This is a genomic window from Phytopseudomonas flavescens, assembly GCF_900100535.1.
Classification (GTDB): domain Bacteria; phylum Pseudomonadota; class Gammaproteobacteria; order Pseudomonadales; family Pseudomonadaceae; genus Aquipseudomonas; species Aquipseudomonas flavescens.
Genome location: NZ_FNDG01000018.1, coordinates 17,737 through 39,206 on the forward strand (window position 1 = coordinate 17,737; position 21,470 = coordinate 39,206).

At 62.0% G+C, this 21,470-nt stretch carries 21 protein-coding genes and 1 pseudogene; 11 read left to right on the plus strand and 11 right to left on the minus strand.

Annotated elements, in window-relative coordinates:
* Positions 1-14: 14 nt before the first annotated feature.
* Positions 15-776 (minus strand): sulfite exporter TauE/SafE family protein, encoded by a 762-nt coding sequence (locus tag BLR94_RS20150; RefSeq protein WP_084307875.1) that lies wholly within the window; start codon positions 774-776, stop codon positions 15-17.
* Between the two features lie 98 nt (positions 777-874).
* Between BLR94_RS20150 and BLR94_RS20155 the strand changes: the two are divergent.
* A pseudogene (locus tag BLR94_RS20155) lies at positions 875-1,519 on the plus strand (LysR family transcriptional regulator).
* A 74-nt stretch (positions 1,520-1,593) separates the two neighbouring features.
* Here the strand turns inward: BLR94_RS20155 and exaC are convergent.
* A complete protein-coding gene (gene exaC / locus BLR94_RS20160; protein WP_084307874.1) occupies positions 1,594-3,114 on the minus strand; it encodes an acetaldehyde dehydrogenase ExaC in 1,521 nt (506 codons plus the stop codon).
* 312 nt (positions 3,115-3,426) lie between these two features.
* Here exaC and BLR94_RS20165 point away from each other — a divergent pair, with 312 nt between their 5' ends.
* A complete protein-coding gene (locus BLR94_RS20165) occupies positions 3,427-3,747 on the plus strand; it encodes a hypothetical protein (RefSeq protein ID WP_084307873.1) in 321 nt (106 codons plus the stop codon).
* Between the two features lie 424 nt (positions 3,748-4,171).
* Positions 4,172-5,779 carry a malate dehydrogenase (quinone) gene (gene mqo, locus BLR94_RS20170; protein ID WP_084307872.1) on the plus strand — a complete coding sequence of 536 codons (1,608 nt, stop codon included), beginning with the start codon at positions 4,172-4,174 and terminating at the stop codon, positions 5,777-5,779.
* A 119-nt stretch (positions 5,780-5,898) separates the two neighbouring features.
* On the opposite strand, the gene BLR94_RS20175 is transcribed toward mqo, so the two are convergent.
* The gene (locus BLR94_RS20175; RefSeq protein WP_084307871.1) at positions 5,899-6,627 is read right to left on the minus strand and encodes an amidotransferase; all 729 of its coding nucleotides are present in this window, start codon (positions 6,625-6,627) and stop codon (positions 5,899-5,901) included.
* Positions 6,628-6,811: 184 nt separating this feature from the next.
* Between BLR94_RS20175 and BLR94_RS20180 the strand changes: the two genes are divergently transcribed.
* Positions 6,812-7,078 carry a PepSY domain-containing protein gene (locus BLR94_RS20180; protein ID WP_084307870.1) on the plus strand — a complete coding sequence of 89 codons (267 nt, stop codon included), beginning with the start codon at positions 6,812-6,814 and terminating at the stop codon, positions 7,076-7,078.
* A 484-nt stretch (positions 7,079-7,562) separates the two neighbouring features.
* Here the strand turns inward: BLR94_RS20180 and BLR94_RS20185 are convergent, their stop codons facing one another.
* The 4 genes from BLR94_RS20185 to BLR94_RS20200 form a co-directional block, all read right to left on the minus strand.
* On the minus strand, positions 7,563-8,450 hold the full coding sequence (locus BLR94_RS20185; protein WP_084307896.1) for an AEC family transporter: 888 nt from the start codon (positions 8,448-8,450) through the stop codon (positions 7,563-7,565).
* Between the two features lie 146 nt (positions 8,451-8,596).
* Complete coding sequence (locus BLR94_RS20190) at positions 8,597-9,394, minus strand: transglutaminase family protein (protein ID WP_084307869.1); 798 nt, start codon at positions 9,392-9,394, stop codon at positions 8,597-8,599.
* The gene (locus tag BLR94_RS20195; RefSeq protein ID WP_084307868.1) at positions 9,391-10,341 is read right to left on the minus strand and encodes an alpha-E domain-containing protein; all 951 of its coding nucleotides are present in this window, start codon (positions 10,339-10,341) and stop codon (positions 9,391-9,393) included. Before BLR94_RS20195 ends, BLR94_RS20190 begins: the two co-directional genes overlap by 4 nt.
* A 2-nt stretch (positions 10,342-10,343) precedes the next feature.
* Positions 10,344-11,753: a circularly permuted type 2 ATP-grasp protein gene (locus tag BLR94_RS20200; RefSeq protein WP_084307867.1), complete on the minus strand. Its 1,410-nt coding sequence runs from the start codon at positions 11,751-11,753 to the stop codon at positions 10,344-10,346.
* A 358-nt stretch (positions 11,754-12,111) separates the two neighbouring features.
* Between BLR94_RS20200 and BLR94_RS20205 the strand changes: the two genes are divergently transcribed.
* Entirely contained in the window at positions 12,112-13,155 is a 1,044-nt protein-coding gene (locus BLR94_RS20205; protein WP_090423749.1) for a M4 family metallopeptidase, read from the plus strand.
* Positions 13,152-13,469: a protealysin inhibitor emfourin gene (locus tag BLR94_RS20210; RefSeq protein ID WP_084307865.1), complete on the plus strand. Its 318-nt coding sequence runs from the start codon at positions 13,152-13,154 to the stop codon at positions 13,467-13,469. The genes BLR94_RS20205 and BLR94_RS20210 overlap by 4 nt, the downstream gene beginning before the upstream one ends.
* A 55-nt stretch (positions 13,470-13,524) precedes the next feature.
* On the opposite strand, the gene BLR94_RS20215 is transcribed toward BLR94_RS20210, so the two are convergent.
* Positions 13,525-13,872, minus strand: a complete 348-nt coding sequence (locus BLR94_RS20215; protein WP_084307864.1) for a ribonuclease E inhibitor RraB — start codon at positions 13,870-13,872, stop codon at positions 13,525-13,527.
* A 247-nt stretch (positions 13,873-14,119) separates the two neighbouring features.
* Between BLR94_RS20215 and BLR94_RS20220 the strand changes: the two genes are divergently transcribed.
* The 5 genes from BLR94_RS20220 to BLR94_RS20240 all read left to right on the plus strand — a co-directional run bounded on the left by BLR94_RS20220 (position 14,120) and on the right by BLR94_RS20240 (position 18,951).
* Entirely contained in the window at positions 14,120-14,398 is a 279-nt protein-coding gene (locus BLR94_RS20220) for a hypothetical protein (protein WP_084307863.1), read from the plus strand.
* 184 nt (positions 14,399-14,582) lie between these two features.
* Positions 14,583-15,137, plus strand: a complete 555-nt coding sequence (locus BLR94_RS20225) for a lectin (protein WP_139207483.1) — start codon at positions 14,583-14,585, stop codon at positions 15,135-15,137.
* 342 nt (positions 15,138-15,479) lie between these two features.
* Positions 15,480-16,934: a TrkH family potassium uptake protein gene (locus BLR94_RS20230; protein ID WP_084307861.1), complete on the plus strand. Its 1,455-nt coding sequence runs from the start codon at positions 15,480-15,482 to the stop codon at positions 16,932-16,934.
* 71 nt (positions 16,935-17,005) lie between these two features.
* Entirely contained in the window at positions 17,006-17,323 is a 318-nt protein-coding gene (locus BLR94_RS20235) for an Mpo1-like protein (RefSeq protein WP_084307860.1), read from the plus strand.
* Between the two features lie 239 nt (positions 17,324-17,562).
* A complete protein-coding gene (locus BLR94_RS20240) occupies positions 17,563-18,951 on the plus strand; it encodes an adenylate/guanylate cyclase domain-containing protein (RefSeq protein WP_084307859.1) in 1,389 nt (462 codons plus the stop codon).
* Here BLR94_RS20240 and BLR94_RS20245 read toward each other — a convergent pair.
* The 3 genes from BLR94_RS20245 to BLR94_RS20255 all read right to left on the minus strand — a co-directional run bounded on the left by BLR94_RS20245 (position 18,944) and on the right by BLR94_RS20255 (position 21,326).
* On the minus strand, positions 18,944-20,023 hold the full coding sequence (locus tag BLR94_RS20245; protein ID WP_084307858.1) for a glycosyltransferase family 4 protein: 1,080 nt from the start codon (positions 20,021-20,023) through the stop codon (positions 18,944-18,946). The two genes, BLR94_RS20240 and BLR94_RS20245, sit on opposite strands and share 8 nt — an antisense overlap.
* Positions 20,020-20,844 (minus strand): UDP-2,3-diacylglucosamine diphosphatase, encoded by an 825-nt coding sequence (locus BLR94_RS20250; protein ID WP_084307857.1) that lies wholly within the window; start codon positions 20,842-20,844, stop codon positions 20,020-20,022. The genes BLR94_RS20245 and BLR94_RS20250 overlap by 4 nt, the downstream gene beginning before the upstream one ends.
* Before the next feature lie 188 nt (positions 20,845-21,032).
* A complete protein-coding gene (locus BLR94_RS20255) occupies positions 21,033-21,326 on the minus strand; it encodes an Rdx family protein (protein ID WP_084307856.1) in 294 nt (97 codons plus the stop codon).
* Positions 21,327-21,470: the final 144 nt, after the last annotated feature.

Here is a 21,470-nt window from a genome sequence, read left to right on the forward strand (position 1 = left end):
TTCTATCCTGCACCTCATGAACCGGCGCGCAGCCCGAGCAGCAGCGCACACAACAACAGGAACAGGGTGAACAGAACGCGCAATAGCGGCTCCGGCAAAGCATGCGCCATACGCACCCCCCAACTGATGCTCAGCAGCCCCCCTATGGCCAGGGGCATAGCCAGCGCCCAATGGACATGATCATGCAGCGCATAGGTCGCCAGCGTCACACCGGTGCTGGGCGCCGCCAGCGCCAGAGACAAGCCCTGTGCAACCACTTGGGAAGTACCGAATACACTGGTTAGGATCGGCGTGGCGATCACCGCACCACCTACGCCGAACAGCCCGCCGAGCAGGCCCGAGCCACTTCCCAGCACCGCCAGCCAAGGCCAGGGATGGCGCAACTGCGCGGCTGCGCTCGGCGGGCGCAGGAAAAGGCGCAGCAGGTTATAAGCCGCCAGCGCGACCAGAAAGATCACGAACGCCACGCGCATCGATTGCGGATCGAGGTTCACTGCCCAGCCCGCGCCGTACAGAGCGAACACGAAGCTGCTGAGCGCCAATGCCAAGGCGTGGCGCAGATCGATACGGTTGCGCTGGTGATAACGCCACAGCGCCAGCAGCACGTTGGGCACCACCATTACCAGCGCCGTCCCCTGGGCCAGTTGCTGATCCAGCCCGAACAGCACCCCGAGCACCGGAATCGCAATCAGCCCCCCTCCGATGCCGAATAGCCCGCCGAGGGTCCCCAGCAGCACGCCGAGCACTACATTGAGAGCGAAGGTGAGTACATCCATCGGGTAATCCTGTTGGCAAAGTGCACGCATCCTACCCGCTGCTGCTTGGTGGGGTAATGCACAGCCGAGCATAATGGCTTTGCGATTCGCGCAAAACGCTGAACCTTTTGAGGTTTTCCGCAGTTGGAGATCCGCGCCCGCTTACCGCTGCGGCCAGGCTGCATCCACTGACACCGCCTGCGCTGTCACGGCGCATCGACGCGCTGGAACGCTCGCTCGGCTGCAGCTTGGTCAGCCGCAGTACCCATGCAGTACGCGCAACACCTGCCGGACTGGCTTTCGCCGAACGAGCAAGACGCATTCTCGCCGAACTGCACCTGGGCCAGGCCATTGCCGACTTCCTGACCGCCTACCCCGGGCTCGACGTACAGCTGCGCCTGATAGACAGCTTCATCGATCTGCACGGCGCCCGCCTGGGTGAAGTGGATCTGGGGCTGCGTACGGACCACTGGCCGATACACGCCTGGTCGCCACCCCACTGGCGCCAATGGTTCGCGTGGTCTGTGCCAGCCAGGCCTACCTGGCTGGTCAGCGAATACCTGGCCCGCGGCGAACTGGCCAGGCTGTTTTGCGAGAACGGTCTGCCAGCCCCGGAGCCCAGCGGCATTTATGCCTTGCGGCTGGAGCGTGATACCGACTCACGCAGCCGTCTGCTGCTGGCGTTCCTGAAAAACCGCTTCGGGCCGATTGCGCCCTGGGGCATTCCCTTGCAAAGCGGCGTGCAGCGAGGTGCTCGCAACTGACGCAAAAAAACGCGGCCGAGGCCGCGTTACGATTGTTCATGGTTGCGTCCAGCGCCTGGCGCTGGACGACCAGATCAGAAGAAGCCCAGCGGGTTGATGTCATAGCTGATCAGCAGGTTCTTGGTCTGCTGGTAGTGGTCGAGCATCATCTTGTGGGTTTCGCGCCCGACCCCGGACTTCTTGTAGCCGCCAAAGGCAGCGTGCGCCGGGTACAGGTGGTAGCAGTTGGTCCATACGCGGCCAGCCTTGATGCCACGGCCCATGCGGTAGGCGCGGTTGATGTCGCGCGTCCATACGCCGGCGCCCAAGCCGAACTCGGTGTCGTTGGCGATGGCCAGGGCTTCGGCCTCGTCCTTGAAGGTGGTCACGCCGACCACCGGGCCGAAGATTTCCTCCTGGAACACGCGCATCGTGTTGGTGCCCTTGAGCAGGGTCGGCTGGATGTAATAGCCGCTGGCCAGGTCGCCTTCGAGTTTCTCGATGGCGCCGCCAGCGAGCAGTTCGGCACCTTCCTGCTGGGCAATCTCCAGGTAGCTGAGGATCTTGTCGTACTGCTGCTGCGAGGCCTGGGCGCCGACCATGGTCTCGGTGTCCAGCGGGTTACCGCGCTTGATGGCCTTGATCTTCTTCATCACCTCGACCATGAACGGCTCGAAGATCGACTCCTGCACCAACGCGCGGGACGGGCAGGTGCACACCTCGCCCTGGTTGAAGAAGGCCAGTACCAGGCCTTCGGCAGCCTTCTCGATAAACGCCGGCTCGGCCTGCATGATGTCTTCGAAGAACACGTTCGGCGACTTGCCGCCCAGTTCCACGGTACTCGGGATGATGTTGGCGGCGGCGCATTTCATGATATGCGAGCCGACCGGGGTGGAACCGGTGAAGGCGATCTTGGCGATGCGCGTGCTGGTGGCCAGCGCCTCGCCAGCTTCACGGCCATAGCCCTGGACGACGTTGAGCACGCCGGGCGGCAGCAGGTCGCCGACCAGTTCGACGAACACGCTGATCGACAGCGGCGTCTGCTCGGCCGGTTTGAGCACCACGCAGTTACCGGCCGCCAGGGCTGGCGCCAGCTTCCAGGCGGCCATCAGCAGCGGGAAGTTCCACGGGATGATCTGCCCGACCACGCCCAGCGGCTCATGGAAGTGATAGGCGGCGGTGTGTTCGTTGATCTCCGCGGCACTGCCTTCCTGGGCGCGGATGCAGCCGGCGAAATAGCGGAAGTGGTCGGCGGCCAGCGGCACGTCGGCGTTGAGGGTCTCGCGCACGGCCTTGCCGTTGTCCCAGGTTTCCGCCACGGCCAACTGCTCGAGGTTGGCTTCGATGCGGTCGGCGATCTTCAGCAGGATCAGCGCACGCTCCTGCACCGAGGTCTTGCCCCAGGCATCGGCGGCGGCATGGGCGGCGTCCAGGGCTTTGTCGATGTCCTTGGCGTCTGAACGGGGGAATTCACCAATCGCCGAGGCATCCACCGGGCTGGTGTTGGTGAAGTACTGGCCACCGACCGGCGCGACGAATTCGCCACCGATGTAGTTGCCGTAGCGCGGCTTGAGGGTGACGACGGCGCCTGGGGTACCGGGTTTGGCATAAATCATGTGAATCACCTCTACTTTTTATGGACGCCTGCCCTCTGAGGCGAGAGACAAGGCTTGGTTCGATTCTGGACGACAACTGGACAGTTCAATGAACCCTGGCCAAGCGTCGATCCGGCCGCCTGGTTGTAGCCGCAAGGTGGCGTACCGGGGGGCATGGGGCCAGCGTGCTCTCAGGGTAGCCCCCCGCCGACGATTTTGCCGCTGAGATCCAGCGCATGAGATAAGAACGGATTCGCGTGTCTTCCGGAAGATCCAGTGAACATTGCCCCATGCCGGCCGGTCACCTGATCACACTACGCCCTGGAGACGACGATGAAAACGCCAATTGCAGCGGTGGTCTTACTGGCTGCCCTGTTCATCACTGCTGCTCAAGCCTACGACAGCAGCCCGTCCCTGCAACAGCAGCGCGAAAAGATCGGTGACAACATGGTTCGTGACCGCACTGGCGCGCCGCCCGCGGAAACCGGCGACAACCGCCAGCCGCAAACCAGTCCGGATCTTCAGCCCGAAAACGATCAGTCACGGCCACGCAGTACCATCAACTCCCCAGCCCGGCAGGAGCGCTCCGCCACCCCCTCTGGCAGTCAACAGCCCTCCAAACCAGCTTCCGGGGTACCGGCAGGTGATGGATAACGCTCACCCTCTTTCCAGGAAGGCTCGACAGGCCTGTAAGCCCTGCCTGCGCGTCTGGCGCGAGTACCCATAGCGGCACTTGCCTGCCGGAAAACGGCGACAATCCGCCATAACCAATGCAAAAATCGGCAAATTAAGGCGAAATCCCGCCACCCATGCGTAAATAGATGACAAAAATGTTAAGACAGATCTCCGGTTCATTGACTCGCAGAGGTTTCGGCATCGATTTTGCTTACTGCCGGCGCCTGCGACGAAAGCGCGCACTGGAAGGTATATCGCCCGGCGTTTCAAATAATCGCCGGGACTGACCGGTTTCGCAAAACGGAACCTGGCAGCACGCAACAGACGATACAGCTTCGCTACCCAAGGCTGTACAGCGTCGGTCGTGACGTCACGCAATCACATCAATGAAATGGTCTGTCTAATGAAAAAACTCCTGCTGTCCCTACTGTGCTTGAGCGCGCTCGGCTGCGCCAAGCAGCCCGAACCGGAAAAATCCGTGGACGTCCTGCTGATCGGCGGGGGCATCATGAGTGCAAGCCTCGGCACCTACCTCAACGAGCTGGAGCCTAGCTGGAAGATCGACCTGTACGAGCGTCTGCCTCAGGTGGCCAGCGAGAGTTCTAATCCGTGGAACAACGCCGGCACCGGTCACTCGGCCTTCGCCGAGTTGAACTACACCCCGGAAAAGGCTGACGGCAGCATCGACATCAGCAAGGCTGTGGCGATCAACGAGTCGTTCGAGATTTCCAAGCAATTCTGGGGTTATCAGGTCGAGCAGGGCATCCTGAAAAACCCGAAATCCTTCATCAACAACGTCCCGCACATGAGCTTCGTGTGGGGCGACAAGAACACCGAGTTCCTGAAAAAGCGCCATGCCGCCCTGCAGCACAGTTCGCTGTTCCGCGACATGCAGTTCTCCGACGACCCGGAGCAGATCAAGCAGTGGATTCCGCTGGTGATGGAAGGCCGTGAACCGGGCGAGAAGCTGGCCGCCACCCGTGTGGAAATCGGCACCGACGTCAACTTCGGCGAAATCACCAATCAGTTGCTCGATTCGCTGTCGCAGAAGAAAGACGTGTTCAACGTCCATGTGCAGCATGAAGTCCGCGACATCACGCGCGCCGACGACGGCACCTGGAACGTCACCGTGGCCGACCTGGCCAATGGCGAGAAGCTGAGCACCGTCAACGCCAAGTTCGTGTTCATCGGTGCTGGTGGTGGTGCCCTCAAGCTGCTGCAGAAATCCGGTATTCCGGAAGCCGAAGGCTATGCCGGTTTTCCGGTTGGAGGTTCTTTCCTGGTGACCCGCAACCCGGAAGTGGTGGCCAGGCACCAAGCCAAGGTCTACGGTCTGGCGTCGGTCGGTTCGCCGCCCATGTCGGTTCCGCACCTGGATACCCGCGTGATCGATGGCCAGAAAGTCATCCTGTTCGGGCCATTCGCGACCTTCTCCACCAAGTACCTGAAGAACGGTTCGCTGCTGGACATGTTCGGCACCGTCACCACCCACAACATCTCGCCGATGGTCAACGCAGGCATCGACAACTTCTCGCTCAGCACCTATTTGATCGGCCAGCTGATGCTCAGCCAGGAAGACCGCATGCACTCGCTGCGTGACTACTTCCCGGAAGCTCAGGACAAGGACTGGGAACTGGTACAGGCCGGTCAGCGCGTACAGATCATCAAGAAAGATCCTGAGCTGGGCGGTGTCCTGCAGTTCGGTACCGAAGTGGTCAGCTCCGAAGACGGCTCCATCGCTGCGCTGCTCGGCGCGTCGCCAGGCGCCTCCACTGCTGCGCCGATCATGCTTCACCTGATGGAAAAAACCTTCAAGGACAAGATCAAGACACCGCAATGGCAGGCCAAGCTGAAGGAGATCATCCCCTCCTACGGCCAGACCCTGAACAATAACCTGGAACTGACCAACAAGACCCGTGCCTGGAGCAGCGAGCGCCTGCAACTGACCTTCGTCGAGGTCAAGCCAGAACAGGCTGAAGAACCAGCCGAGGCACCAGCCCAAGCCCAGTAACACCTCTGAACGGGCGCCTCCACGCAAGGCGCCCTGTAGAAACGACAACGGCCCATAAAGGGCCGTTGTCGTTTCTGCAGGTCACTGACGCTCGGCCCGCCTGGGCTGGACTCCCGGGCTCACGCGGGCTCGGCACTGCGTCCGTTGGCGACGAAGCGCAGCATCCACTCACCCACCGTGCGCCCGTGGTGATCTTCGTGCAGGCTATCCACGGCCACGCGATACACCGACTCGCCGATGTGTTGCTGGCGGATATCCAGCAAGGCACGCGAGTACTCGGGGACGAATTCCGGGTGGCCCTGGAAGCACAGCACCTGATCGCCGATACGATAGGCGGCATGGGCGCAGAACGGGCTAGATGCCAGCAACGTAGCGTTTTCCGGCAGGCGGGTGACCTGATCCTGGTGACTGATCAGCAAGGTTACTTCCTCCAGCGATGGCGTCATCCATTCCGGCTGCTCGGCCAGCTGATAACGATGAATGCCCACGCCCCAACCGCCACTCGCACGCTCGGCCTTGCCACCGAGCAGCAGCGCCAGCAACTGGTGACCGAAACAGATGCCAAGGAGCTTGTCACCCGCCTGATAACGCTCCAGCAGATAAACCTTGAGGGTCTCGATCCACGGATCGGTGGCGAACGAATCGGCTTTGCTACCGGTAACCAGGTAGGCGTCGAAACACGAATCGGCTGGCGGGTAGTCGCCGTTCATCACGTTGAACACCGTGAATGTGGCGGCGATGGCCTGGCCGGCGAAAAGACGTTCGAACATCCTGCCGTAGCCCTGGTACTGATCGACCAGCTCTGGACGCAGGATGTCGGTTTCCAGAATGCATATCTGCAACGACATGGGCGGTACCTGAAAAATGATGAAGCGATTAAAGCGTGCCTGCAGTCGCTGAGCAAGACAAGGGGCCGACCGTCAAAGGCGTGGGCGATCTGGCGCAACTTCCCTGAACCAGGGGCATCGCGGCATGCTCCAAACTCTGACGCCGATACAGGCGCGCCCCCATAAACAACAAAGGATTTTCACGATGTTCAAGAAGACATTGACTGCCCTAACCGCTGCGGCTGCCTTGAGCGCCGGCTTCGCCATGGCCGATCGTCCTGGCGCTGACTGGATCAGCATCGAGCAGGCCCTGAGCAGTGCCAAGCAGGCCGGCTTCACGCAGATCCACAAGATCGAAGCCGACGACGCCGGTTACTGGGAAGGCGAAGGCACCAAGCAGGACAACCGCCTTTACGAATTCCGTGTCGATGGCAAGTCGGGCAAGGTCATTCGCGAACAACTCGACAACTGAGCAGAGGCAGCCAGGCAAAACTGGCCCTCCGCAGAGGCCGATCAGATAGGGGGTCGTTCCGCAGGAGCGCCCCCTCCTTACACCATGCGCTCGAACGTTTGACTGATTCGCGCTGATCCACTGGCCGTTAAGCGCGCAGCCATTCTGACGAACGGTCAAGCCACGCCGAGGGCGATAGGCCTCGCGTAAGCGCTACACCAGGTATATCGGGACCTCCATAACCGCGCGATACCAGTGACCGCTATGCTAGGAACCAACTGATATAAAAAAAAAGAACATTCCCTCTACAGTGAATACATACACCGCCGGGTTTTGCCGGGGTGATCACCAGGGGACGCGGCATTCACCGGCCCGCATGACAACAATCAAAAGGTAATGGCCATGCTCAAAACGCCTAAATTCCGCCAAGCAGGACTGATTCTCTTCGCGACGGCGGTGCTGTTGATCCTGCCCAACCTGAGCAGGATGATCGGTTGATACACCGTCAGTTCACCAGCGGCATCCACCAGGCCAGAATCAGCGGCAGCACGCCGACAGCCAGTACCGTCGAGCACAGCACCAGGCTGGCGACCTGCTCGGGCGAACGATTGGCACGCACCGCGAACAGATAATTGAATACCGCCACCGGCATGGCCGACTGCACCACCAGCACGGCGTGCGGCAACGGCTCGAGCGTCAGTGCAGCACCGATCCCCCACCCCACCCCCGCGCCCAGTACAATGCGCAAAGCGCCGAGCGCCAACCCGGCACCGAGATGATGCAGGCGAATGCTCGCCAGCGAGACCCCCAGGGTCAGCAGCATCAGTGGAATCGTCATGCCGCCCAATAGGCTGATGGTGTTGTCCAGCCAGCGCGGCAATTGCAGATCGAAGAAGATCATTGGCAGGGCCAGCAGCAGGCTGATCATGATCGGGTTACGCAACAAATCACGCCATGAAGCCGCATTGCCCGACAGGGCGATGCCCACACTGAACTGGAAGATCGACAAGGTCAGGAAAAACGCCACCGCCAACGCCAGGCCGTGCTCGCCAAAGGCATAGAGACTGATCGGCAAGCCCATGTTACCGCTGTTGGGAAACAGGAACGCGGGCACCAGGACCTTCCACTGCTGGCGAAACAAGCCACTGAACAGCCAGCCGAATACCCCCATGCAGCCAGTTACCAGCACACAGCCAAGGGCCATGCTGGCAAACGCATCGGGATCGAGATTGGCACGGCTAAGGGTCGCAAGCACCAGGCTCGGCGTACCGATGGTCAGCACCAGGCGGGCGATGAATTCCGTGGGATAGCTCTGGCCACTGCGCGCCCAGCCGTAGCCGATGGCAGAGACGATGAGCACGGGTGCCAGTACGGCGAACAACTGGGCCAGCATGGCCATTCCCTTCGACGCAAAGCGGGCATCCTAGAAGCGATGGGCGAGTCATCGCAAGCCGTTCACGCCTGGCCAGTCACCGCACGTCGCGCAGGAGACGTACAGGCGATCATTGCAGCCAGGCGCTCCCCTGCTCCTGACCTATATCACTGCTCCTGGACGACGATCAGCGGCTCCACGTCGACTCGGGCCACCATCCGTTCGCCACCGCCGCCTCGGCGCATGCCGCGCACCGGGCAGGCGTCCAGATAATCGAGTCCAACCGCCAGCTTGAGGTGCCGTTCTGGCCGGGCCAGGCAGTTAGTCACATCGAAGCTATACCAGGCCCCCTCCAGCCAGGCCTCGGCCCAGGCATGGCTGGCCAGATGATCGCGGCTGTCGGTGAATAGGTAACCGGACACATAGCGTGCCGGGATACCGAGGCTGCGGGCACAGGCGAGAAACGCGTGGGCATGATCCTGACAGACGCCCTGACGGCCGGCGAAAGCCTGCGCAGCGCTGGTCTGCACGTCGGTAACGCCTGGCAGATAGCTGATATGACCGTTCAGGGCGTGCATCAGATCGATCAAGGCAGTGCGGTCACGGCGACGTGCACATTGCACCACGGCGAAATCACGCAGGGCCTCGTCCGCCTCGGTAAGCCGCGTGAAGCGCAAGAACGGCAACGCCGACTGGCTTTCGTGCTCGGCATCGGTGGACTCGTCGATCTCCACCTGCCCACGGGCACCGATGACGATCGACTCATGGGGCTCGTCCAGCGTCAGCACGTGCAGGATGTTGCCGTACGGGTCTCGCTGGGCGCGGACGGGGCGCGGCAGATCCAGCTGCCAGCTGAGCACCTGCTGGCGTTCGCTGTCGTGGGGGGTGAGGCGCAGGTACTGGATGCTGGCACGAACCTGATCGTCGTAGTGATAGGTGGTGTTATGGCGAATGGACAGTCTCATGCGACCTCCAGATAGGACAGATGAATGACGCGCCCGAGTTCATGTACCTGGCCGATGAAGTCGGTCAACCAGGCATGCAGACCCTCTTCCAGCACCTCGTCGATGCTGGTATAGCGCAACCGGGCGTCGAGCTCGGCGGCCAGGCGCTGCGCCGGCCGGCCGTTTTCACCAGGCAGGTTGGCGAGCATCAGGTCAAGCTCGTCCATGCAGGCACGCAGCGAGCGCGGTACCTCGGGACGCAGCAACAGCAATTCGGAGACCTTGCGCGCGCTGGGGGAGCCTCGATAGACCTCGGCGAACGCCTCGAACGACGACAGGGCACGCAACAATGCGCTCCACTGGTAGTAACTGTGTGCCGGACGGCCGTCGATCTCATCGATATCCTCGCCCAGTAGCTCGTAGCGCGAGTCGAGCAGGCGCAAGGTGTTGTCGGCACGCTCGATGAAGGTTCCCAGGCGGATGAAGCGATAGGCTTCGCCGCGTACGATGGTGCCGAAGGTGGCGCCGCGGAACAGGTGGGAACGCTCCTTGACCCACTCGCAGAACCGATTGATGCCGTAGCGCCCCAGGCCCTGATCGGCAATACCGCGGATCTCCAGCCAGGTGGCATTGATGTTCTCCCACATGTCCGCGGTGATGCGCCCACGCACCGCATGCGCATTGCTGCGGGCCGCACCCAGGCAGCTGTAGATGCTGGCCGGGTTCTGCGCATCCAGCGCGAAGAAGTGCAGCATGCGCTCGGCATGCAGTGCACCGTGACGCTCCTGATACTCCTCCAGCGTGCCGGTGATCAGCAGCGGCATCGCCAGCTCGTCCAGCCCGTCGCGACGACCGTCCTGCGGCATCAGCGACAGCGAATAGCTGCCATCGAGCATCCGTGCGAGGTTCTCGGCACGCTCTAGGTAGCGGGACATCCAGTACAGATCGGAGGCAGTTCTCGATAGCATGCTCAGTCCTCCACTACCCAGGTGTCCTTGGTACCGCCGCCTTGCGACGAGTTGACCACCAGCGACCCTTCACGCAGGGCCACCCGGGTCAGCCCACCGGGCACCAGACGAGTTTCCTTGCCGGACAGCACGAAGGGACGCAAATCGATGTGTCGCGGCGCTATGCCGTTCTCGACGAAAGTCGGGCAGGTCGACAGGCACAGGGTCGGCTGCGCGATGTACGCCTCCGGCCGGGCAATCAGCCGCAAGCGGAACGCTTCGATCTCCGCCTTGCTGGCGGCTGGCCCGACGAGCATGCCGTAACCACCGGAGCCTTGGGTTTCCTTGACCACCAGGTCCTTGAGGTTGGCCAGCACGTGGGACAGCTCGCTGGGCTTGCGGCATTGCCAGGTCGGCACGTTCTTGAGGATCGGCTCCTCGTCGAGGTAGAAGCGGATCATCTCGCCGACATAGGGGTAGATCGACTTGTCGTCGGCCACCCCGGTGCCGATGGCGTTGGCCAGCACCACGTTGCCGGAACGGTAGGTGGACAGCAGGCCGGGAACGCCGAGCATCGAGTCGGGGTTGAAAGCCAGCGGATCGAGGTAGGCATCGTCGAGCCGGCGATACACCACATCGACCTGCCTGGCCCCCGAGGTGGTGCGCATGAACAGCTTGTCGTCGCGCACGAACAGGTCGGCACCTTCCACCAGTTCCACGCCCATTTCGCGGGCCAGAAAGGCGTGCTCGAAGTAGGCACTGTTGAAGCGCCCCGGCGTCAGCACCACCACCGTAGGGTTATCCAGCGGGCTGGAACTCTTCAGGGTGTCGAGCAGCAGGCTCGGATAATGATCGATGGGGGCGATGCGCTGATTGGCGAACAGCTCGGGGAACAGGCGCATCATCATCTTGCGGTCTTCGAGCATGTAGCTGACGCCACTGGGCGTGCGCAGGTTGTCCTCGAGCACGTAGTAGGTACCATCGCCATCGCGAACCAGGTCGACGCCGGCGATGTGCGCATACAGGTCACGGTGCAGGTCCAGCCCCTGCATCGCCATCTGGTAGCCTTCGTTGGCCAGCACCTGTTCGGCTGGGATCAACCCGGCCTTGATGATGCGCTGGTCGTGGTACAGATCGGCGAGGAACATGTTCAGCGCCTGTACCCGCTGAATGCAACCGCGCTCGACGATACGCCACTCGCTGGTCGGAATGCTGCGCGGAATGATGTCGAAGGGGATCAATCGCTCGGTGCCCTGGTCGTCACCGTAAAGCGTGAAGGTGATGCCGGCGCGGTGAAAAAGCAGATCCGCCTCACGGCGCCGCTGAGCCAGCAGTTCCTGCGGAGTGTCCGCCAGCCAGCGGGCGAAAGCTTGATAATGCGGACGACAGGCGCCATCCGCCAGGTGCATCTCATCGTAAAAGGTGCGGGCCATGCCGTACTCCTTGCCACCCGTGTCAAGCCATACGCTGCAAACGTCGAGCCAGCGTATTTATTCCTTTAAAATCATTTGGCCGTCCTGAAAAAGGAGCCCTTTCGCACCACATTGATGCACGCGCATGCTCCCTGATCACAGGCCATGCTCCATCGCGTTGCACCGCGCGGTCGTCAATGGCGCCTCATGAAAGCGTAGACAGGCGGTACGGCAAAGCATTGCACTTTTATCTGAGGCCCTTCCGTCCAGAAAAACCCTGATGGGAGAAACCTCGACGGCAGCACGCGATCCCACCATACAGGTGCCGTGTATCCACGCGGCTGACCAGCATCAAAGGTCCATGAATAAGGAATGCCCGATGAACAGCTGCCTCGTACCTCCCTATATCCTCGACCGTATCATCGGTCACGGCACCGAACGTCAACGCGACTGCGCGCGTAGCACTCTGAATCATGTCAAATCGTTGCGACTGAATGCCGGAGTGTCGACGCGCGCCGCGCAGTCGGTCGGGTCTGTTTCGGCGCAGACGGGTCGTCCGGACCGCAGCGTTCACGATGCCCAGCAGGACATGCGGCTGCCGGGCGTACTGACCCGCGGCGAGGGCCAGGCCGCTACGGGCGACCTGGCAGTGGACGAGGCGTATGACGCGCTGGGCGCCACCTATGCCTTTTTCTGGAAGGTTCTGGGCCGTCACTCCATCGACGGCAAGGGCCTCCCATTGGTAGGCAGCGTGCACTATGGACAGGCCTATGAGAATGCGTTCTGGAACGGCGAACAGATGGTCTTTGGCGACGGCGACGGAGAAATCTTCAACCGTTTCACCATCGCCCTGGACGTGGTCGCCCACGAGCTGACCCACGGAGTCATCGATAGCGAGGCGGCACTTGCCTACGTCAACCAGTCCGGGGCGTTGAACGAATCGCTGTCGGATGTGTTCGGCATTCTCACCAAGCAATACGCGTTGCAGCAGACTGCCGAACAGTCGGACTGGATCATCGGCGCAGGCCTGTTGACCGACGCCGTGAATGGCCAGGGTCTGCGCTCCATGTCGGCACCAGGCAGCGCCTACGACGACCCCTTGCTGGGCAAGGACCCGCAACCGGCGCACATGGATGATTTCGTCGAGACACGTGACGACAATGGCGGCGTGCATATCAATTCCGGGATTCCCAATCGCGCCTTTCACCTGGCATCCACCGCCCTCGGTGGATTCGCCTGGGAAAAGGCCGGGCTCATCTGGTACGACACCCTGTGCGACCGGCGTTTGAGCAACGACGCCTCGTTCGTGGATTTCGCACGCCTGTGCGTGGACAGGGCGCAGCAGCGTTATGGACAGGGTTCGGCGGAGGCGAATGCCGTGGCGAAGGCTTGGGATGACGTCGGCGTAAGGATCGCATCATGAAAAGACTGCCCGAGCTGGGTAGCGATGCCGTGGTGCGGATTTCCCGCCAGGGCGGATTCGCGGCGATCGCTGCGCTGAGTCATCCGCGGGAAATCGACTTCGCGCAGTGCGACCCGAACCAACGCGGGCAGGTCTGCTCGGTTCTGCAGACCTGCCTGCCGATGGCCAGCCAGGAAGCGGGTAAGGGAGACCAGCGTTTCTATCGCATCGAGCTGCGGATAGCGCGCCAGGACGCACCAGGCGAGTTGGTGCTGCAGATCCCCGAGGAGCGGGCGCCCAGTGATCTGGTGAAACTCTGGGAAAAAGGTGCCTGACGGCCCCGGCAGTGGCTGAGGCCAGGGCCGTCGACTGGTTCGATGAGCCCTGGCATCAATCCCTCAGACCACCGGGCCTGGGCTCCTGGGTCACGCCCCAGCCATCCAGCTTGCCGCCCAGGGGCACCACGACGGCCTGCATGCCCTGTTCGAAATCATCGATACCCGCATAGGTGACATGCATCACCTTGCTCACCTGCAAGTGCCACCCGCCTTCGTCCCGTTCGGTGACTTGGGCGTGCAGCGACTCGCCGCGAAAGTTTTGCGTCGCCTTCAGCGCGTTGCTCTCATCGGAAAAAATTGCGTAGAACTCGATGGGATGGACACTGGCAAAGTCGAATCCCCCCTGCTTCATCCGACCCAGGACGCCACCGCTGACATCATCGTGCAAGGCTGTGCTCATAACGTTGATCTCCATCGGGTAGAAAGGTTGGATCGTCGCACCACCGGCACTCAGCCGCCTGCCCTGAATGACGGGCGCGGGCCTCGAAAGCCGGCCCTCCCAAGAGAATAGACCGCTCGGCAGCGCGCGTCGTCGTGCCGCCTCACCATGCTATACCCATTGATGAACAGCATGCCCGTCTTTCAGCTGGATTTCGATCAAGGATCAGCGCACTGCCCCGGCGGGCCAGACACAGGAGGTATCACCCATGAATACGTTACAGTGCACCCACCGTGGCTACCGTATCAACGCCGACGTCATGGAGCATCCTGGCATTCCAACCCCCTGGGCGGGCGGGTGCCGGATCACCGCCCCCGACGGTCGCAGTACCCGACGACTGGTCCTGCCGGTGAACGGCGCATTCCTCGAGAACCTGGGCAAGGCTCAGCACGCCTCGATCGCCCATGGTAAATGGCTGGTCGACCAGTATCTTGATAAGCAGCGGGATCTTTTTAACGATGGTGCGGCCAAACATCACGCAGCATGAGGCCGTCCCGAATGGCCCGCATCCGCAGCGGGCCATTGCATTTTCCAGCCAAAGCGCGCAAGCGCCCACTCCAGCGGGTCTCATGCTCAGATAGATCCCGGCCACCTATGGAGGTGGCCGCTCCCATTCGAGACGAAGGTTGGATTTCATGGCGCAACGCACGCTTTTCATTTCCACAGTTTTGATGACCAGCATCCTCGCACTCACCGCTTGCAGTGATGCCGACAACACCCCAGCCAAGACCGCCTCGGCCGCCCAGAGCAGCCCGCCAACGCTGCAGGAAAAAGCGGATCTCAGCCCATTCGCCGGTTTCGCCAGCGCGCGCTTCGGCAGTGACGAAGCGGCGGTACGTGCCGCCTGGAAGGGTTCTCTGCGCGAAGCGAGGGGTATATCGGACACCTGCCGCCAACTGGTTCAGGATCCGCGGCCCGAGAAGGGTTTCGGAACCTCGTTCATGCTGGAGAACGGACTGTTCGTGCGTTACGACATCGATACCCGCGAGCGCAAGGCGCCCCGTGGATTGCAGGTTGGCAGCAGCGCCCAGCAGATCCGTTCCACCTATCCCGGTCAGTTCGAAGAGCAGCCACACAAGTACGTAGAGGGCGCCCGCACCTTTATCGTCAAACCCTTCGCTGACAACGAGGCACGGCTCGTCTTCGAGACGGACGCCAACGGCCTGGTGACTCGTTGGCGGATAGGCATGCCCCCTGCCGTGTTCTACGTCGAAGGCTGCAGCTGAGACGGTGTTGGTGCAGGTCGTGCGGCTCGCTTGTGACAGCTGCACGCAATGCCTGCAAGCGGCCCACCCCCATGGTGATCCGCTTGCAGGCAGTCGGGCGCATGCGCAGCAGGGGCGCCAGGCCATCCGTGCCGAGCGACAGCTGCGGAACAAGACCGGACATGATCCAGCGGACTCAGAAATCGGCAATAGCCGGCACGGGATGACGCGCTTCACCCACCGCCACGGACTTTAAGGCGGTTCTGGGAAGCGCTACCACGGGGCATGGCGGCAGCTGTGCAGGCAGGTTTACAGCATTGGTGGCGAAGGTAGAATGGCGCCACTTTTCCGCGGAAACCCCAGATGGCCTGGCCGACCTTAAGACTCATCGCGTTCATCAACGGTATCTTTCTGATCACCCTGGCCATCGGCATGACCGGCCCCATGCTGACACTGGTGGCCTTCGAGCGTGCACCCGAGCTGAGTCCCTTCATCTGGTCGAGCCTGATAACCTTCATCGCCGGGCTGTCGATGATCGTTCGCGGCCGTCCCCAGGATGTACACCTGCGCCCCCGCGACATGTACCTGCTGACGGTCTCGAGCTGGCTGATGGTCTGCATATTCGCTGCGCTGCCGTTCATGTTCACCCAGCACATGAGCTACACCGATGCCTTTTTCGAGAGCATGTCGGGCATAACCGCCACCGGCGCCACCGTATTGATCGGCCTGGACAGCATGTCCCCGGGCATCCTGATCTGGCGCTCGATGCTGCACTGGCTCGGCGGTATCGGCTTCATCGCCATGGCCGTGGCGGTCCTGCCCATGCTGCGCATCGGCGGCATGCGGTTGTTCCAGACCGAGTCGTCGGATCGCTCCGACAAGGTCATGCCACGCTCGCACATGGTGGCCAAGTACATGGTGGTGGCCTACCTGGGGATCAGCCTGCTCGGTTGCCTGGGCTTCTGGCTCGCCGGCATGAGCTTCTTCGACGCCATCAACCACAGCATGTCGGCGATCTCCACGGGTGGATTCTCCACCTCGGACCTGTCCCTGGCCAAATGGACACAGCCCGCGGTGCACTGGGTGGCGGTGGTATTGATGATACTCGGCAGCCTGCCTTTCGTGCTGTATGTCTCGACCCTGCGCGGCAACCTCGGCGCGGTGCTGGGTGACCAACAGGTACGTGGCTTCCTCGCCATCCTGGTGGGTACCTGGCTGATTCTCGGTACCTGGTACTACCTGACCACCGACCTGCACTGGCTCGATGCCCTGCGCCACGTGGCAGTGAACAGCACCTCGATCATGACCACCACCGGTTTCGCCCTTGGCGATTATTCGTTGTGGGGCGGCTTCGCCGGCATGCTGTTCTTCTACCTGGGCTTTATCGGCGGCTGCTCGGGCTCCACCGCCGGTGGCTTGAAAATCTTCCGCTTCCAGGTCGCCTATATCCTGCTCAAGGCCAACCTGATGCAACTGGTGCATCCTCGCGCGGTGATCAAGCAGCAATACAACCGCCATCGGCTCGACGAGGATATCGTCCGTTCGATCCTCACCTTCTCCTTCTTCTTCACCATCACCATCGCTCTGCTGGCCCTGGCGCTGACCCTGTGTGGCCTGGACTGGATCACCGCACTGAGCGGGGCGGCCAGCACGGTGGCCGGCGTAGGCCCCGGCATGGGCCCGATCATCGGCCCGGCCGGCACCTACGCCAGCCTACCGGATATGGCCAAGTGGCTGCTGACCCTGGGCATGCTGCTGGGGCGCCTGGAAATCCTCACCGTACTGGTTCTGCTGATGCCTGCTTTCTGGCGACATTGACCGCCAGCGCCATGCAGACCCGGAACCGGCCCTACACTCTCCTGACCTAACAACAAACAGGAAGCCAGTCGATGAGCAGCCAGCCCCCGGGGCCCTTCAACTCCTTCGCCGAGTTCTACACCTATTACCTCCAGGAACACGCCAACCCGACCTGCCGGCGCCTCCACTATCTGGGCAGCCTGCTGGTTCTGGTGGTACTCGGCTATGCCCTGAGCAGTCAGCGCTGGCACTGGCTGCTGGCCTTGCCGATTATCGGCTATGGCTTTGCATGGATGGGCCATCTGTTCTTCGAACACAACCGCCCGGCCACCTTCCAGTATCCGCTGTACTCGCTGATCGGCGATTGGGTGATGCTCAAGGACGCGCTCACGGGGCGAATCCGCTTTTAACGATCGGCAGGCGAACTGCAACGCTAGAAAACGGCTATTCGCATGACAGGTCACTGCGCCTTTGCCGGTCCTGACATCAACGTATATGATCCCGTTTTCGCACCTGGATCCGTTGCCGTCTCGGCGCCGCCGCACCGCGAGGCAAGACACGGGCCGCGAAGCCTGGCTGGCTTCGTGCGCTGCTTCCAGGCCAGCGCCCGGTGATGCAGCCGGATCACCAGCAGGATCGTAGCCAACGCATGAATGCCCCTCAATCATCGTACCTGGCAGTGCTGCCGAAGATGCCCATACGCGAGTATTACTCACGGGTCATGGCATACATCGCCCTGGCAGCTGCCGTCGCCGCCGGGACCTATTGTCAGGCGTTCACCCCCTCGCTGCTGTGGATAGTGCCCTACGCCCTGCTGTACCCCCACCTGGCGTACTGGCTGAGCAAGCATCCTCGTGCCGAACACCCCCACTACACCATCCTCTGCCTGCTATTCATCGATGCGCTGCACACTGGAATAGCCGTGGTGATGCTGGGTTTCTCGGTGGTGCCCAGCCTGATGAGCCTGCTGACCCTCACCTTCAGCGCGTTGATCATCGGCGGGCTACGCAACCTAGGCATCGCATTGCTGGTCGCGCTCAGCGCGACTCTGTTGACCGCCTCGCTTACCGATACGCGGGTGAATCTGCACACCCCGGTTGTGGTCGCGGTGGTCAGCATCGTTTTCACGACGATGTACCTGTGTATCACCGCGTATTTCGTCCACCAGCAAGGCATCCGGCTCATTCGCATTCGTAGCGAGGTGAAGGGCGAGCAGGAAAAGGCTGCACGCCTGGCCCGCAACCTGGCCAAATACCTGTCGCCCCAGGTGTGGGAGTCGATCTTCAGCGGCAAGAAGCATGTGCGCCTGGAAACCCAGCGCAAGAAGCTCACGGTGTTCTTCTCCGACATCCGTGGTTTCACCGAGCTGTCCGAAGAGCTCGAGGCAGAAGCGCTCACCGACCTGCTCAACACCTATCTCAACGAAATGTCGAAGATCTGCATGAAGTTCGGCGGTACCATCGACAAATTCATCGGCGACAGCGTGATGGTGTTCTTCGGCGACCCGAGCAGCCAGGGCGCCAAGAAGGACGCCATGGCCGCCGTGTCGATGGCCATCGCGATGCGCAAGCACATGAAGGTATTGCGCCAGCATTGGCGTGCCCAAGGCATCACCAAGCCGCTGGAGATTCGCATGGGCCTCAACACCGGCTATTGCACGGTGGGCAACTTCGGCGCCAACACGCGCATGGACTACACCATCATCGGCCGCGACGTGAACCTGGCCAGCCGCCTGGAAAGCGCCGCCGAAGCCGGCGAGATCCTCATCTCCCATGAGACCTACTCGCTGATCAAGGACGTGATCATGTGCCGCGACAAGGGCCAGATCAGCGTCAAGGGCTTCACCCGGCCGGTGCAGATCTACCAGGTGGTGGACTTCCGCCGTGACTTGGGTGCCACCTCCAGTTATGTCGAGCACGAGTTGCCTGGTTTCTCCATGTATCTCGACACCAACGGCATTCAGAACTTCGACAAGGAGCGGGTCATTCAGGCCCTGCAACAGGCTGCCGAAAAGCTGCGTGACAAGATCATCATGTGACTTCGGCCCGCTGAGCCCGCTGCGCCACCTCAACAACCGCCCACGACTCGCCCGACATGGCAACGCATACTTGCTCACCGTTGAGCAACGGCTGCCGGGCCAGGAACTCGACAGCCGAAGCACGCCATGACTGCCGCCCGGCCTCCTGCGCGCATCGCGCGCGATCCAGTTCCACTGCCGCCAGGCAGGCCTCACGCAAGTCGTCGGCGAGTACACCGGTCACCCCGCATACCACCACGTCCAACGGCCCCGGCACGGCGAACGCGGCCACCGGCGTTCCGCAAGCCTGGGCCTCGAGCATTACCAGGCCGTAGGTATCGGTTCGCGAAGGAAACACCAGCACACTGGCGCGGCGATAACACTCGGCCAGCGCCTCGCCGTGTCGGTAACCGAAGAATTTCACCTGATCATAAACCTGCTGCAGCGCCTCTCGCTGAGGTCCATCGCCCACCACCCATTTCTCGCCTGGCAGATCCAGCTCGAGAAACGCTTGCAGGTTCTTTTCCGCGGCGATACGCCCAACGTAAAGAAACACCGCCGTCAGTGGCGCTGGTGCGCCCGCGCGCGGCGCGAACAGCTGGCTATTCACCCCCTTGCGCCATAGCGCCAGGCGCCGCAGCCCTCGGGATCCAAGGTCCTCGCGCAAGCGTTCGGTGCTCACCAGGACCGCCTGGCTGTGCCGATGGAACAGGCGCAGATAGGCATAGCCCAGAGCCAGGGGAAACCAGCGGCATCGGGCCTTCAGGTATTCGGGAAAGCGGGTATGAATCGCACTGGAAAAAGCCAGTCCGCGACGCAGCAGCCATCGCCGGGCGGCCCAGCCCAAAGGTCCCTCGGTTGCCAGGTGCAGGCCATCCGGTGCGAAGGCCTCGATGGCCGCAGCGACCCGCCACAGGTTCCAGGCCAGGGGGATCTCCGGATAACCGGGACAAGGCACACAGCGAAATGCCCCAGGCGACAGCACTTCGACGCAATGCCCCATGCCCCGCAGTTCGCTGACCAACGCCGTCAGGCTGGTGACCACGCCATTGACCTGCGGTGCCCAGGCATCGCTGACGATCAGCAACCTCATGCCGCCGGCTCGATGAGCGCGACCTGCTCGGCCTGCAGTTGCGCCAGCCGCTTCTGCTCATCGGCAAGACGATAGAGCTCGATGCGTCCATCCGGGTGTTCGATCAGCGCCGTGCAGGATTCTACCCAATCGCCACAGTTGAGGTACTCGACCTCGCCCAACTTGCGGATCTCCGCATGGTGAATATGCCCGCACACCACCCCGTTGAAACCACGGCGAGCACATTCATGGGTGATGGCTTCCTCGAAATCGCTGATGAAGTTCACCGCACCCTTGACCTTGTGCTTGAGGTAGGCAGACAGCGACCAGTAGCCGTAACCGTAGCGACGCCGCCAGGCATTCAGCCAACGATTGAGCACCAGGGTGAAGGTGTAGGCCGAGTCGCCGAGAAAGGCCAGCCAGCGATGATAGCGGGTGATCACGTCGAACTGGTCGCCGTGGATCACCAGCAGGCGCCTGCCGTCGGCGGTCAGGTGTTCGGCCTCGTCGACCAGTTGGATGTTGCCCAGCAGCAGCGTCGAATAACGGCGCAGGAATTCGTCGTGATTGCCAGTCACATAGATCACCTCGGTACCACGCTTGCTCATGGTCAGCAGGCGCCTGATCACATTGGTGTGTGCCTGGGGCCAGTAGACGCCACCTCGCAGCTTCCAGCCGTCGATGATGTCGCCCACCAGGTAGATGCGCTCGGCCTGATAACGCTTGAGAAAGGCCGCCAGGTGCTCGGCCTGGCTATCGCGCGTGCCCAGATGCACATCGGAAATCCACAGCGTACGTACAGGTTGCTTGCGGCTCGGCCTTACCAGTCGTGCGATGCTCATCGGCGATCTCCGGCGGATTTTCGGCAGAGCTTGCGCGAGCGTGGTGAAGTGAGTGTGAACACGGCATGGCGATTAGATGACAGCCTGCGATGCTCGGGCGTGGACTGGCGCCATCGATGCGCCGCGACCGCGGGGGCATCACCAGGCTCGAGCAAGACCCTGTCCGTCGGGACAGTGGCAGCAGCGACTCAGTTGGGCGCCAACCGGTCGTTGTGGCCAAGGTCACGCCCCGGCGCGATCTGATCGCGGACCCGCTGCTTGAGCACTTTGGCCTCGGGAAACCCACCGTCGGCCTTGCGCTCCCATATTTCCACGCCGTTGCAACAGATGCGGAAGGTACCGCCCGTGGCCGGTTCGAGGCAGACCCTGGCAAGCTCGTCGGCAAACGTCGACAACAGTTCCTGGGCCAGCCAGGCCGCGCGCAGCAGCCACTGGCATTGGGTGCAGTAGGTGATGGTCACTTCGGCTTTGTCTGAGGTCATGAGCGGCTCCACGGCTGGGGACGTGCATCTTAGGGTCTGTTGAGCTTTCAACGCGAGCCGTGCGTGAAACGTCAACAGCCCCTAGTCCACAAGAACGCGCGGCGGAGCTTTTGTCAGCCAGTCGAGCGCTTGCCCGGCGCAACG